Annotated in this window: 8 protein-coding genes and 1 pseudogene; 6 read left to right on the top strand and 3 right to left on the bottom strand. The window is 33.5% G+C overall.

Translation table 11 applies throughout. The features are described from left to right. Nucleotides 1-53 precede the first annotated feature (53 nt). Nucleotides 54-3,008 (bottom strand): glycosyltransferase, encoded by a 2,955-nt coding sequence (locus GM3709_RS00660; RefSeq protein WP_066115309.1) that lies wholly within the window; start codon nucleotides 3,006-3,008, stop codon nucleotides 54-56. A 242-nt stretch (nucleotides 3,009-3,250) separates the two neighbouring features. On the opposite strand from GM3709_RS00660, the gene GM3709_RS00655 reads away from it, so the two are divergent. From GM3709_RS00655 to cobN, 3 genes are all read left to right on the top strand, one after another. After that, entirely contained in the window at nucleotides 3,251-4,033 is a 783-nt protein-coding gene (locus tag GM3709_RS00655; protein ID WP_066115307.1) for a pentapeptide repeat-containing protein, read from the top strand. Nucleotides 4,034-4,068: 35 nt separating this feature from the next. Continuing rightward, a complete protein-coding gene (locus GM3709_RS00650; RefSeq protein WP_066115305.1) occupies nucleotides 4,069-4,323 on the top strand; it encodes a DUF3146 family protein in 255 nt (84 codons plus the stop codon). Nucleotides 4,324-4,466: 143 nt separating this feature from the next. Further along, complete coding sequence (gene cobN / locus GM3709_RS00645; RefSeq protein WP_066115304.1) at nucleotides 4,467-8,252, top strand: cobaltochelatase subunit CobN; 3,786 nt, start codon at nucleotides 4,467-4,469, stop codon at nucleotides 8,250-8,252. Between the two features lie 105 nt (nucleotides 8,253-8,357). Here cobN and GM3709_RS21745 read toward each other — a convergent pair. Then, nucleotides 8,358-8,555, bottom strand: a pseudogene (locus GM3709_RS21745) (transposase); the annotation flags it as partial. Between the two features lie 10 nt (nucleotides 8,556-8,565). Further along, the gene (gene glmU / locus GM3709_RS00640) at nucleotides 8,566-9,912 is read right to left on the bottom strand and encodes a bifunctional UDP-N-acetylglucosamine diphosphorylase/glucosamine-1-phosphate N-acetyltransferase GlmU (protein WP_066115302.1); all 1,347 of its coding nucleotides are present in this window, start codon (nucleotides 9,910-9,912) and stop codon (nucleotides 8,566-8,568) included. A gap of 168 nt (nucleotides 9,913-10,080) precedes the next feature. Here glmU and topA point away from each other — a divergent pair, with 168 nt between their 5' ends. The 3 genes from topA (at nucleotide 10,081) to GM3709_RS00625 (ending at nucleotide 15,264) form a co-directional block, all read left to right on the top strand. Then, nucleotides 10,081-12,717: a type I DNA topoisomerase gene (gene topA, locus GM3709_RS00635; protein WP_066115300.1), complete on the top strand. Its 2,637-nt coding sequence runs from the start codon at nucleotides 10,081-10,083 to the stop codon at nucleotides 12,715-12,717. A 404-nt stretch (nucleotides 12,718-13,121) separates the two neighbouring features. Further along, the gene (locus GM3709_RS00630) at nucleotides 13,122-13,874 is read left to right on the top strand and encodes a response regulator transcription factor (protein ID WP_066115299.1); all 753 of its coding nucleotides are present in this window, start codon (nucleotides 13,122-13,124) and stop codon (nucleotides 13,872-13,874) included. Between the two features lie 115 nt (nucleotides 13,875-13,989). After that, a complete protein-coding gene (locus tag GM3709_RS00625) occupies nucleotides 13,990-15,264 on the top strand; it encodes a cell wall metabolism sensor histidine kinase WalK (protein ID WP_066115298.1) in 1,275 nt (424 codons plus the stop codon). Nucleotides 15,265-15,272 lie beyond the last annotated feature (8 nt).

Here is a 15,272-nt window from a genome sequence, read left to right as displayed (position 1 = left end):
CAGATAAAAAAATGTATTAGATGAACAAGAAGTTATATATTATAACAAACACATTATTCAGTTTTCCACAAATTAGCGTGTTGTTCATGACGGTTATCATGGAAAATATCATAGTTAGGATTAAAATTAATACTGCCTAATTTTGACGCTATTTGACAGTGTAAATTAGTAATTTTTTCTCCTAATTTTTGAGTTTGCCATAACACTTTACCAGTAGAAAAAGTAGTTAAGTCTTCTATCCAATCTAGTTGTTGATAGGCTAAAAACAATTCATCAATACTTGGTTTTAACTGTAATAGAGATAATGAAGGTTTTATTTCTTTTAGAAATCGAGCTAAGTTATAACTATATTCTAAATCACTACTGATATGGTTACAATATGATTTTCGATAAGCTAAAGTTTTATATAAAAATTGCTCTACTTCTTCTGGATTTTTATTACTAAAAGCGTATTTTATTCCTCCTAAAGTTCGATGCAAATACCATGCTCGAATATCCTCTACTTCTGCCATAGGGCTTTGAGTTGTACGCGCGTCTGGATAATTCCAAAATAGTCCTAAAACTCTGTTAACCATTTTGGTTTTAATATGGGGCAAGACTCGGTTTTTAAACTCTGTATCTCCTGCACCACGATAGCTAGAGTCATAATATCCAAATCTTTCATGAATGTTTTTACGATATAGTCCACCTACCAGAGAAAGATAGCAAGTGTCGAGATATACTAAATTTTGGTCATAATTAGCCCTATTATAAAGCATAATATCATTAACATGATTGCCTTGTAAATCCACATTGGTCACTAAACTATGACTTATTACCCAATCAATGTCGGAATTTTCATCTAGTTCATGGGCTAAGACTTCGAGACATTCAGGTAAAATTGTCTCATCCACTCCTAAAAAGGTGATATACCTCGATCGAGCCAGTAAAATCCCACGATTCCATGCTTTTTGGATAGTTTCTCGATTATGAGAGCGTAAATAGACAATGGGTAAATTCAATTCTGATTGTAATTGTTGAAAAACTTGATATTCTCGATCGGGCGAACCACTATCGACTAAAATTATTTCTACTTGTCCTTTTTTTATTAAAGTTTGTTCTGCTAAAACCTGCAAAAATAATGGCAGTTTATCAGAAGCATTATAAAGAGAAACTATCACTGATACTAGATAATTGTCATTGTCTCGTCTTTCGTCTAAAAATTCATATTCTTCTGGATAATATTTGAGGTTATTTTGATAAGTTTCATTTAAAATATTGAGACATTTTTCTGTTTGTTGATGAATATCTTTAAACATCGCTTCCGCAGTTTTTGCTTCTGGTTTAAAGCCTTTTTCTTCTAAAGTTTTGATTACATAGGGAAGTTCATTAAATTTATCACTGCCTAATGCTCTCATGCTTCTTAAATAATAAGTTGCGGCAACTAAATCATTATTGCGCATTCTTTCTAAACGAGCAATTTCTCGCCAAACTCTTACTCTGTCAATACGAAAAGCACTCTGTATTTTACCTTTAATACCTTTTGCTTCTGGTTCAAAAGTTTCTGCTAAATTCCATACTTGATGGAGTTTTTTTTCTATCTCTAATTCTGTTTGTTCACTTAGGGTAAATACTTTGTGATATTGAGAGGCAATAAATGGAGATTTTATCAGTTGTGATGAGCGAGTATCTTCCGCATATCGAGTTAATTTCCCCTTGATTTTTTTAAAAGGTGGTTTAATTACTTGATTGATAATTTTACTAGGAATAGTTTTAAGATAATTTTTATTTTCTGATCTCGATCGCCAATAAGAAATTAATTGAGAATACCACTGTTTTAATTCTGTGGATACATCTTGATCTTTATTACTTTCTGTTTGATAAATCTGACTTAAATTAGGATCATTTGTGTTAATATTTATAGTTAATAAAGCCTGATGAAGTTTCTCTCTATAATCAGAATAATTTTCTAAAACTTCTGTTAATTTAGGCAGACAATTATAGGTGTTATTGACATCAATTTTAATCCAAGGTAATTGAGGAAAATTTTCTTCTAAAAACTGACAAACTCCAGCACCACTACCGATAGCTGTAGGGCATCCTGAGAATAAAGATTCAAGAGCTAATAAATTGAGAGTATCATAACGAGAAGGTAAAAAAGTAATGGCAGGTTGAGCAAAAATTTGGGTTAATTCTTGACGATTTTTAGGCTTTTCAATATTAATATTAATTAATCTTTTGTCTATCATCGATCGAAGTAAAGACTCGGAAGAATCGCCAAATTCACTATAACTATGAGGGCCAATAATACTAGCATGATGATAATTATTAGGAGATAACCACCAAACTAAATCAATAAAAATATCTGCACCTTTTCTTTTTTCAGTTCTACCAATAAAGTATAAATTAGGTTTTTGATGATGATTTTGTAACTTTTGAGATTGAGGTAAATCAATAAAGTGTAAAGGGTTAAAATAGTTCGTTTCTAAATTGACTAAATCTAGCCATTCTTTAATATAACTTTTACTAATTCCATAGCGAATATCTGCGGTTTTAAACTGCATTTTTTCTTCTAAATCCAGAGGAATATTAACCTCTGTTGAACCAAACCAGTCTAATTGCAAAGTGGTGGAAATTTTACCGTGCATAGAAAGAGCAATTTTATTACATTTTACCCCGTGATATTCAAGGGCAGGACGCAAAAAGAGAGTATATTGTTCATAATCAGGGGCATCTACCACATCAAACTCATAACCAGCAACAGAATTGGCAATATTACTAGCGAAGGTAAAAGAACGATAAGCCCAACGAGGAGGAGTTACATTTATATAATTGTTGAGATCATGGACTTGATAAATTGGCTTATAAGAGATACCATGAGCATTCTTGGGGCGTAGATTATTAATGTTTTCCTGTTCAATGAGATAGTAAAAATCAATGTTTGGGTTTTTTTCAATAATTTGACGATAAAAAGTTTGCCCTCCTCCTATTTTGAAAAATAAATCAAAATCAGCGATTAATACTTTCATAATTTTTGAGATAAGATTAACTATAAATTCATAACCAGTGATTTAAAATAATACTAGAAAATTGTTAATTGATTATCAGATAAACTATTGATCATTAAAGTCGAACATAACGATAAGCTCTTGCATCTTAAGATAAAAAATAAAACCTTTGTCAGTTTTTCTTAATGTATAAGTAAGATTATGCAAAAAATGTTAGGTTTAATTAGAATTTAGGTTTAATTATGCTTCAGGTAAAAAATTTTATGAATAAATCTATTATTATTATTTCTACTTTCTTGACTTGTCTTATGTTTCCTTCCTCTGTCAGAAGCGAAAATATAGATCATTTAAACCAATTATTAAAAACAAAACAATGCGAAAATTGTGACTTAAATAATGTTGGTTTAGTGATGAGTGATTTAAGTGGTGCTAACTTACGAGGTGCGAATTTAGTGGGAGCTAATTTAAGTCGATCGAATTTGACGGGGGCAGATTTAAGCGGTGCTAATTTAACGGGGGCTTCTTTTCATGGTGCAAATCTCTCTGGTGCAAATCTCTCTGGTGCAATAGTCAATAGTAGTGATTTTAGAAATGCTTATGTGGAAGGAATTATCTTAGAAAATACAGACATTTCTACTGCCTATATACAGGGAGTTACTGGTATTCCTGCCACCGCAGGTAGTGCAGAACAATTTTATCTGTGGGGCATTTCAGAAGATAAAAAAGGGAATTATCAAAAGGCGATTAATTATTACAATCGATCGATCGAGCTTAATCCAGATTTTGCTCATGCTTATTTAAGTCGAGCAGTGATTAAATCACGTTATGGACTAACAGACACAGCCCTTGAAGATGCACAAAAGGCAGAAGAATTATTTAAACAACAAGAAAACTCAGACGGTTATGCATTGTCAAATCGTTTTATCCAATTAGTCAAAGCTCGTACAGAAGCAGAAGCCCAAGAGGAAGGAAATACAGGTAGTCCTCAATTTGTACAAATATTTAACTCTGTTGTACCTTTATTATTTAAGCTGTTTATTCCTTAAAAAATATACTTTTTTTTGTTTATTATTAATTGTTCATGTCATTACCAGAAACGATCGTAGAAGTAGCCATTACCAGTCAATGTTGGCAAAAAGGACAAATTGAAGGACAAGTAAAAGCCGGTAGTTATGAATGGTATTTTCGCTGGTATTTTCTTCAAGGTAAACTATCTGTTAACCCCACTCTTGGAAGAAGTTTAATACAAGAACCTTTATCTCGTTTTTTAGAAAGATATGATTATCAATTAGAAGTAGGAGGAGATTATCAATTTTACTTGAGAACAAAACTTTAGACTTCTTGCACAAGTCAGGCAATAGACAAAAGGTAAGAGGCAATAGTTACGATAATTGATTATAAACAGCCTCAATTTAATTATATTTTTAATTTTGCAAGAGTTCTTATCTACTGAATTTATCCTAAAACTATCAAATCAAAATGCACCGAATCCAAGCAACTCCGGGCGGACTTCATCCTGACACTGAAGGGGTGATTATTATTCAACAAAATCCTGCACCTATTATCTTTTTAACCAGTGCAGACACTGATATTCAAACTATCGCCTCCAGTCGATCGTATTTTCCTTCAGATTTTCCTGAAATTCGAGTAGTAAATTTATTACAATTACAGCAAGAATTGACGATCGATACCTATGGTGACGAAATTTTATCACAGGCAAAAGTAATTATTTTGCGGTTGTTGGGGGGTAGAAGTTATTGGAGTTATGGCTTAGAAGTTTGTAAAGACATAGTTAGTCAAAATAACGCTTCTTTATTAGTATTACCCGGAGATGATCGACCTGATGTTGAGTTAATCAGTCATTCTAATGCTTCTTTATCCCAAGTCAATAAATTTTGGGAGTATCTTATTGAGGGAGGAGTTGATAACTTTGTCAACGGTTTTAAGTTTATTAGCGATAGTTTTTTTAATACTAATTTTAAACCAAATCAACCTCGATCGATTCCTCGTTTGGGCATATATAAAACTGTAAATAAGGAACTAATTACTAATAATATTGACGTTGCTATTATATTTTATCGATCGCATTATTTATCAGAAAATACAAAACCTATTGATGCTTTATCCACAGCATTAAAACAACAAAATTTAGCGAGTATTTCTATTTATTTATCATCGTTACAAGAAACAGATATTCAAGAAGAATTAATTAAATTATTACAGCATCATCAAGTAAAATTAATTTTAAACACTACTAGCTTTTCTGTCGCAAAAATCAGCGATGAAACTAACGCTAAAATTTGGCAAACTTTAAATATTCCCGTTTTACAAATTATCTTAAGTGGCAGTACTAAAGAATATTGGAAAAACAGTTTTCAAGGCTTATCACCGAGAGATGTTGCTATGAATGTTGCTTTACCAGAAATTGATGGAAGGATTATAACTCGTGCCATTTCCTTTAAATCTGTAGAAACTTGGCATCCTCAACTAGAAACAGATATAGTGGTTTATGAACCTTTGCTCGATCGAGTTAATTATACAGCAAAATTAGCAAAAAAATGGGTTAATCTAAGTAAAATTAGTAACTCAGAAAAAAAAATAGCTTTAATTTTAGCGAACTATCCCAATAAAGATGGAAGAATTGCTAATGGGGTTGGTTTAGATACCCCTGCAAGTTGTATCAATATATTGAAGGCTTTACAAGAAAAAGGTTATCGAATTAATGATATTCCTGCTAACGGTGACGAGTTAATCTTTAAGTTAATTGAAGGAGTAACTAATGACTTAGAAATGCAATCTAACCGCAAAATCAATCAATATTTACCCTTAGAAGATTATCAAAATTATTTCCAAACTTTACCAAAAAAAACTCAAGAAGAAATTATTAATAGATGGGGTAATATTGATTCTTTTCAACCACCTTTAAAAAATTTTGATCCCTCTTTAATAAGGTGTGAGAGTTTTTTCCCGATTTCAGGTTTACAATTAGACAATATTTTTATTGGTATTCAACCATCAAGAGGTTATGATTTAGATCCTAGTTTAAACTATCACGCTCCAGATTTAGAGCCAACTCATCATTATTTAGCTTTCTATTATTGGATAAGAGAAATTTTTAAAGCCGATGCCATTATTCATGTAGGAAAACATGGTAATTTAGAATGGTTGCCCGGAAAAAGTTTAGTTTTATCAGAGAATTGTTATCCTGAAATTACTTTAGATACTTTACCTAATTTTTATCCTTTTATTGTAAATGATCCGGGGGAAGGTTCACAGGCAAAAAGAAGAGCGAATGCTGTAATTATTGATCATTTAACTCCTCCTTTAACCCGTGCAGAATTATATGGTGAATTACTAGAATTAGAGGCTTTAATTGATGAATATTATCAGGCACAAAGTCTTAATCCTAGTCGCTTAAAAATTATCTTTGATCGAATTTCAAAATTGATTGACGAGACTAAGTTAAATGAAGATTTAGGCATTAAAGAAGTAAATCAAGATACTTTTTCTCAATTTTTAACTACTGCTGACGGTTATTTATGTGAATTAAAAGACGCTCAAATTAGAGATGGTTTACACATTTTTGGTGAATGTCCTCAAGGAAGACAATTAAGAGATTTAATTATTTCGATCGCACGATTTACCAGTTATAATAACTTGGGGTTAATTGAAGCAATTAAAACAGATTTAGAAGCTAATCAACCCCCCTTAGAAATAGACGTAACCCCCCCTAAATCCTTCTTAAAAAGTGGGACTTATTTTTCTCAAACTCTCTCCTTACCAAGCCGAGTTGATGGGGTTAAAGATAATCGAGAATACTTTGAAAACTTAGCAAATAATCTAATAGAAAAATTAATAGTTGGAGAGAATTATCAAGAAATTAGCTTAGGAAAAAATACAGAAAAATCTCTTAATTGGATAGCTAATAATCTCTTACCAAACTTAATAAAAAGCGATCGAGAAATCATCAATTTAATGAGAGGATTAGAAGGTAAATTTATTCCTAGTGGTTCATCAGGCGCACCCAGTCGAGGTCGAGCCGATGTGTTACCCACAGGACGGAACTTTTACTCGGTAGATATAAGAGCAATTCCTAGTGAAACGGCTTGGGATGTAGGTAGAAAAGCGGCAGAAACGGTAATTGAACGTTATACCCAAGAAAATGGCGAATATCCCAAAACTTTGGCTATTTCCGTTTGGGGTACTTCTACTATGCGCACGGGAGGTGATGACATTGCTCAAATTATGGCGTTAATGGGCGTTAAACCTGTTTGGGATGGTGTTAGCCGTAGGGTTGTGGATTATGAAATTATCCCGATTGCTGTGTTAGGGAGACCTCGTATTGATGTAACTGTAAGAGTTTCAGGCTTTTTTCGTGACGGATTTCCCAACATACTTGACTTATTATATAAAGCGATTGTACATCTGTCAACTCTTACGGAAGAAAAAGATCAAAATCCTCTTGCTTTACAAGTAGAAAAAGATACTAAATATTGGTTAGATAAAGGTTTAGAGGAAACCCAAGCAAGGCAAAGAGCAAGTTACCGTTTATTTGGTTCAAAACCAGGTGCTTATGGTGCTGGTTTACAAGGTTTAATTGAGTCGCAAAATTGGGAAAATGATGCTGATTTAGCAAGAGCTTATTTGAATTGGAGTAGTTATGCTTATCAGGGTAGTAAAGGGATATCCATGCCTGAAGTTTTTGAACAAAGATTGAAGGAATTACAGATAGTTTTGCATAACCAAGATAATAGAGAACATGATTTATTAGACTCTGATGATTATTACCAATTTCAAGGAGGATTAACCGTTGCCGTGAGACATTTAAAAGGAGAAAATCCTGTTACTTATTTTGGTGATAATTCTCAACCAAATAATCCTAAAGTTAGAGAGTTAAAAGAGGAAATTGCAAGGGTTTATCGCAGTCGAGTTATTAACCCGAAATGGATAGCAGGAGTTATGAGACATGGCTATAAAGGGGCATTTGAAATGAGTGCCACTGTTGATTATTTATTCGCATATTCTGCTACTACTAAAAGTGTATCTAATTTTATGTTTGAAGGGGTCGCTCAAAGTTATTTATTTGATGAAAAAGTAAAGCAATTTATCCAAGAAAAAAATCCTTGGGCATTAAGAGATATAGCTGAAAGATTAATCGAAGCATCCCAACGAAATTTATGGAAAAATGTTAGTCAAGAAATGTTAGATAAATTAAGAAGTATTGCCCATGAATCTGAAGGTTCGATCGAGGAATTAAGTCATTAAGAATTATATCTGTACTTTAGACTAATAAAATATTGTAAGAGAATAAGTAAGCTAACAAAAATTAGCTTCAAGAGAAAATAAATTGAGTTAGTTATTCCTTAAAAGTTATTTTTTTCGCCTTTTTTTACTTTTCGATTGCCGTTTTTTGATAGTGGGATAAACTTTTGCTTTGTTTCTTTTTCGCCCTTTTTTCCAGCCATTGGATTGTCCTCGACTTTTAGGAGTTTGGGTAGGAGTTCCAATCTGTATCAGTAATGAGATTATTGATAAAGCTACCCTTTGAGGGGTTAAATTTTCTTGTGGTTAAACTATATTAAGATTTCTTCCATCCCTCAATAGTTTTCTGTTTACCCCGTGCGATCGCAAGGCAATCATTAGGTACATCATGAGTAATTACAGAACCTGCGGCAACCGTTACATCTTCCCCAATGGTGACAGGGGCGACAAAAACACTATTTGAACCCGTTTTAGTTCGATCGCCGATGATGGTAGGATGTTTGTTAACTCCATCATAGTTAGCGGTAATAGTTCCTGCTCCGATATTCACTTGATTTCCTAAAGTAGCATCTCCAATATAGGATAAATGGGCAATATTAGTTTTTTGCCCGATCGAGCTTTTCTTAATTTCAACAAAGTTACCTACTCGACAATTTTCTCCCAACTCCACACCCCCTCGTAAATGAGCATAAGGGCCTATTCTTGTATTTGCTGATACTTTACTATCAGTGATCACAGAATATAAAACGGTAGTATTATCTTCAATTATAGTATTATCAATCAAACAACCAGGGCCTATTTTACACCCCGAACCGATAATCGTATTACCTCTAAGATGAGTTTGAGGTTCGATCGTGACATCCATTCCTAACTTAACAGTTTCATCGATGGTGATGCTATCGGGATCAATCATGGTTACACCAGCCATCATCCATGCTTCTTTTACCCTTGCTTGTAAAATATCGTAGGCAACAGCTAATTGACGGCGATCGTTTATACCACTAATTTCTAAATGATCGTGAACATCTAAAGCCATAACCGGGTTAAGATAGTCCACCACTTCTGTCAGATAATATTCTTGTTGATCATTATTTGTCGTTAATTTTGGCAAAATAGCTTTTAATTCTTGCCAATTAAAACAATAAACTCCTGCATTGATACGATGATTTTGTTTTTGGGCGGAATTACAATCTCTATCTTCGACAATTTGAGTTACTAAGTTATTCCCATCACAGAAAACCCTTCCGTAACCTTTCGGATTAGGTAAATTAGCCGTTAAAAGAGTGGCCGCATTATTATTTTTCTGATGAGTATTCACCAATTCTTCAACAGTTTCGGGGCGTAATAGGGGTACATCACCATTTAAAACAATCAAATCTCCCCTAAAATCTTCTAAATAGGGAACTAACTGCATAATAGCATGACCGGTGCCTAATTGCTCTTTCTGTTGTACAAATTCTACCCCTTGTAGATGATTAAGGGCATTTTCGATTTTATCACCTTCATAACCAATAATTACTAAGGTTCGATCGAGATGCACAAGATTACAACTATCGATCGCTCTTTCCACAAGAGTTTTACTTCCTAGGGGGTGTAATACTTTAGGAAGTTTTGATTTCATTCGAGTTCCTTTTCCGGCGGCAAGAATTGCGACTGCTAACATGAGATGATCTGATTTTCGTTCATTTTAAAGTATAGCTCTAAGAGGTCATTTATAAACAAAACATTAGTAGCGTAATCATTAACTTTTTTCCATTTCGTTAACTTAGGTTTTGTGCTAAATAATTAAATTATAGGTATAGTAGCAAAAGATAGACCTTAATAATATTCTATGTCAACTTTAGTCATCGTTGAATCACCTACCAAAGCAAAAACCATTAGAAATTATCTCCCTAAAGATTATCAGGTAGAGGCATCTATGGGGCATATTCGGGATTTACCTTCTTCTGCTGATGAAATTCCGGCCGAGTATAAACAGTTTGAATGGGCAAGATTAGGAGTTAATATTGACAATAATTTTGAGCCTATTTATGTTATTCCTAAAGGCAAAAATAAAACTGTCCAACAACTAAAAAAAGCCTTACAATCTGCTGATGAATTAATTTTAGCAACGGATGAAGACAGAGAAGGAGAGAGCATTAGTTGGCATTTGTTACAACTATTAAAACCGAAAGTGCCGATTAAACGCATGGTATTCCACGAAATTACTAAAGATGCCATTCAAAAAGCCTTGTCTAATTGTCGTGACATCGATGAAAATTTGGTACACGCCCAAGAAACACGACGTATTCTCGATCGACTGGTAGGTTATACCCTCTCCCCTTTACTTTGGAAAAAAATTGCCGCAGGATTATCCGCCGGTAGAGTTCAATCTGTTGCTGTGCGTTTATTAGTACAGAGAGAAAGAGAAAGAAGAGCTTTTAAAGAGGCCAATTATTGGGATTTAAAAGCATTATTAAATTATGCCAAAACAGACTTTGAAGCAAGATTAACAACTCTCAAAGGAGAAAAACTAGCAAATGGTAGTGATTTTGATCCCAAGACAGGTAAGTTAGTTAAAAATAAAAAAGTAATTGTACTAACAGAACAAGAAGCTACAGAATTAAAAGCTCGTTTGACGGGGAAGCCCTGGGAAGTGACGGATACAGAAGAAAAAGCCACCATTCGTAAACCGTCTCCTCCTTTCACAACTTCTACTCTACAACAAGAAGCGAATAGAAAATTAGGCTTGGGTGCAAAAGACACCATGCGTATCGCTCAAAGTCTCTATGAAAATGGTTATATTACTTACATGAGAACAGATTCAGTACATCTGTCTGATCAAGCTATTTCCGCCGCCCGTAGTTGTGTTGAATCCATGTATGGAAAGGAGTATTTAAGTCCCAAACCAAGGCAGTATAAAACAAAAGCTAAAGGAGCACAGGAAGCCCATGAAGCTATTCGCCCGGCTGGTAGTACTTTTCGCATTCCCAAGGAAACTGGATTAAGAGATAAAGAGTTAGGATTATATGATTTAATTTGGAAGCGTACCGTAGCCTGTCAGATGGCGGATGCTCAATTGACGCAAATTTCCGTAAATATCGCCGTAGAAGATGCCATTTTTCGATCGTCGGGTAAAAGAATCGATTTTGCGGGGTTTTTCCGTGCTTATGTAGAAGGTTCGGACGATCCTGAGGCCGCTTTAGAAAATCAAGAAGTTATCTTACCAGATTTGAAGGTAGGAGACAAGCCCAACTGCAAACAATTGGATGTGATTCACCACGAAACCCAACCTCCGGCTCGTTATACAGAGGCATCTTTAGTGAAAACTTTGGAAACAGAAGGAGTCGGCAGACCTAGTACTTATGCTAGTATTATTGGTACGATCGTCGATCGAGGTTATGCACAGTTACGCAATAAGGCATTGATACCGACTTTTACTGCCTTTGCCGTCATTACCTTACTAGAAAAGAATTTTGCCGAATTAGTCGATACTAAATTTACCTCAAAAATGGAGCAAAGTCTCGATGACATCGCTTCGGGTAATGAAAAATGGTTGCCCTATCTCGATAAATTTTATCGGGGGGAAAAAGGCTTACAAAATCAGGTGAAAGTGAGGGAAACAGAAATTGATCCCCAAAGCGCAAAAGCGATAGAATTAGAAAATCTTGACGTTACGGTGAAAATAGGCAAGTTTGGTGCTTATTTTGAAGCAAATTACGGCGATGGTGTCGTAAAATCTTCTATTCCTGCAGATTTAACTCCTGCGGATCTTGAGCCACGACAAATTGAAACTTTGTTAAAACAAAAAGTTGAAGGGCCGCCAATTTTAGGTAATCATCCTGAAACCCAAGAGCCTATATATTTGTTGATTGGAACTTATGGCCCTTATGTACAATTAGGTGATACACCTCAAGGCAAAGCCAAAAAACCGAAAACAGCTTCTTTCCCTAAAGGTGTTCAACCAGAAAACATCACCCTAGATATGGCGGTGGGATATTTAACTCTCCCTCGTACTTTAGGAGAACATCCAGATACAGGAAAGCCCATTAAAACCAGTTTAGGCCGTTTTGGTGCTTATGTGGTTCATGATCAAGGTACAGAAGGGAAAGATTATCGATCGTTGAAAAAAGAAGATGATGTCTTGACAATTACCCTCGATCGTGCATTGGAATTATTGGCACAACCGAAAACAACAAAAGGAAGACGAGGTACAACCACCAAACAACCTTTAAAAGAATTAGGACTACATCCTGATGATAATGAACCAGTAAACATTTATCAAGGGCCTTATGGAGTATATTTTAAACACGGTAAGACTAATATTAAATTGCCCGAAGATGAGACGCTGGAAACCATGAATTTAGATAAGGCTTTATCGCTTTTACAAGATAAAACTCCCGCAAAAAAAACAGCAACTAAAAAGACAACCACAGCGAAAAAAACCACTACTACCAGAAAAACTACTGCAAAAAAGACAGCACAATAAAACAATAATTATGTTTAATTAACAATCAGCAATTAGCAATTAGTTATCATCTATTGTGAAGTTAAATTTTTAGTCAATATTACTAATTGATTACTTATTCTTTCATGAAAAAAAGGCTAACAGTTAATCACTTTAATTAAAAGTATCTAAAATTTTTATAAATGATTTAGGAATGTTATAAGTTTCATCAGGACTTATGAGACAAAACGAGAAAAATCAATTTTAGGAGTTTTAAAATCAATTCTTGTCCACTTTTCCGTATTCCCCGTTCCCTTTTGCCTCTCTTTACCGATAATTTTATGGTTCATTGAGGTTATATATATTGAACTTATATGATTGTCTATTGTCCATTATCAAAAATTCTGGTATATATGTTAATAGAGAACAAAATGTAGAGAATTTTTATGTTGTCTCTGGACTTACCCAGTATTGCTGTCCGTGAAAGAATACACTCATCCAGTCGTATTCTGTTGATTGAAGACGAAGAATTGATAAGAAATATGATTGCCTTAAACCTCGAAGAAGAGGGATACGAGGTAGTAAAAACCAGTAATGGTAGAGAAGCCTTAAATATTCTCGATCGTCAACAATTACAAAGCTCTGAGGATAATATTGATATGGTTATTCTCGATCTCATGTTACCTGAAGTTAACGGTTTAGATATTTGTCGCTTACTACGTTATCGTGGTAATATGATTCCTATATTAATTTTAAGTGCGAAAGCCGCCGAAACCGATCGAGTTTTAGGATTAGAAGTTGGTGCTGATGATTATTTAACTAAACCCTTTAGTATGAGGGAATTAGTTGCTCGTTGTCGTGCATTATTACGTCGTAACTCTTTAAATAATGTCACCACAGAATCCGTGCGTCAATTTAAAGAGATTGTCCTATTTTCTGACGAGTGTAGAGTGACGGTAAGAGGAGAAGAAGTTAATCTATCCCCAAAAGAATTTCGTTTATTAGAACTATTTATGACTTATCCTAAAAGGGTATGGGATAGAGAGCAATTAATTGAAAATATTTGGGGTGCTGACTTTTTAGGAGATACAAAAACTGTTGATGTGCATATTCGATGGCTACGGGAAAAACTGGAAAAAGATCCTAGTAATCCTCAGTATTTAATCACTGTGCGTGGATTTGGTTATAGATTTGGTTAGTTATCGTAGTAAGTAGTTGATGGTGAATAGTCGATATTTAATAATATTGCAACTTAATATATAAGAATGTATCGTTGAAATTAATTATTTATTATCCATTATTCATTGTTAATGAATGCTATATTTTTTATGTGGTTTAAGTATTGGTTTAGTTATTTGTCTTTGGAAATATTATCAAATTAATATTCAATTAACAGATATTTTACATTCATTATCGCAATTTGAACCTGTCACCTCTTTATCTAAAATAGCTCAAGTAAGACGGAATGTTAATTTACTAAATAATCGCTATTACTACACTCAATTAGAATTAGATCTTCATCGTTATCTAATTAATAAAATTAATCTTGGTTATTTAAGAATAAATGAAGAAAATTGTTTAATAGAGTGTAATGAAGAAGCAAAAAAATTGCTCCATATTCACCGTTGGAATCCTGAAATATTAAGATTATTTTTAGAGTTGGTGCGTTCTTATGAATTAGATCAATTAATTCAACAAACCCGCAAAATTCAACAAAATTTAGTCATAGAATGGCAATTTTTTCCCACTGCAAATTATATTTTAGAAGAAGAAAATAATCTGGAAATAGAAAATTATAAACCTGTTTTTCTTAAAGCCTATAGTTATCCTTTACCTGCTGGACAAGTTAGTATTTTTATTGAAAATAAACAACTAATCAAGGAATTATCTATTAGGAGAGATGAGGCTTACTCTGATTTAAGTCATGAATTGAGAACTCCTTTAACTTCTCTTTCATTGTTAGCAGAAACATTACTAAAATACACTGATAATAAGGGAAAAATTTGGGTACAACAAATGTCTCAAGAAATTAATCGTTTAATAGATTTAGTTCAAAATTGGTTAGAAATTTCGACTTTAGAACAAAGTCCTTATGAGATGCTAAAATTTCAGAATTTAGATTTAAAACAATTAATATTTTCTGCATGGCAATCATTGAAAATATTAGCTGATCAAGAAAAAATATCTTTAGAATATAAAGGAGAAGAAAAGATTATTATTTCTGCGGACATTAATCGTTTAACTCAAGTATTTGTTAACCTATTTGACAATAGTATTAAACATGGTTCTCCTCATAGCTTAATTAGTGTTAATGTAGAAATTAAATACAGTGATTTTAATAATCAATTTTTAGAAATAAATATTATTGATTCTGGTAGTGGTTTCAACACTAATGATTTACCTTATATATTCGATCGACTATATCGAGGAGACAAATCGAGGGTAAGAAATACAAGAGGAGGGAGTGGTTTAGGATTAAGTATTGTCAAGCAAATTGTCGAAGCACATCAAGGCACGATCATAGCGAATAATCATCCCGAAACAAAGGGGGCATGGTTTAAAATTACTTTGCCGATGAAAATTAAATAACAGTTAAA

The organism is Geminocystis sp. NIES-3709 (assembly GCF_001548115.1).
Taxonomy (GTDB): Bacteria; Cyanobacteriota; Cyanobacteriia; order Cyanobacteriales; family Cyanobacteriaceae; genus Geminocystis.
This window is presented reverse-complemented; position numbering and strand designations above follow the sequence as displayed.

Bases quoted from the DNA above. Each gene is read 5' to 3' on its own strand.
- GM3709_RS00660 (WP_066115309.1), bottom strand. From the start codon at position 3,008: ATGAAAGTATTAATCGCTGATTTTGATTTATTTTTCAAAATAGGAGGA.
- GM3709_RS00655 (WP_066115307.1), top strand. From the start codon at position 3,251: ATGAATAAATCTATTATTATTATTTCTACTTTCTTGACTTGTCTTATG.
- GM3709_RS00650 (WP_066115305.1), top strand. From the start codon at position 4,069: ATGTCATTACCAGAAACGATCGTAGAAGTAGCCATTACCAGTCAATGT.
- cobN (WP_066115304.1), top strand. From the start codon at position 4,467: ATGCACCGAATCCAAGCAACTCCGGGCGGACTTCATCCTGACACTGAA.
- glmU (WP_066115302.1), bottom strand. From the start codon at position 9,912: ATGTTAGCAGTCGCAATTCTTGCCGCCGGAAAAGGAACTCGAATGAAA.
- topA (WP_066115300.1), top strand. From the start codon at position 10,081: ATGTCAACTTTAGTCATCGTTGAATCACCTACCAAAGCAAAAACCATT.
- GM3709_RS00630 (WP_066115299.1), top strand. From the start codon at position 13,122: ATGTTGTCTCTGGACTTACCCAGTATTGCTGTCCGTGAAAGAATACAC.
- GM3709_RS00625 (WP_066115298.1), top strand. From the start codon at position 13,990: ATGCTATATTTTTTATGTGGTTTAAGTATTGGTTTAGTTATTTGTCTT.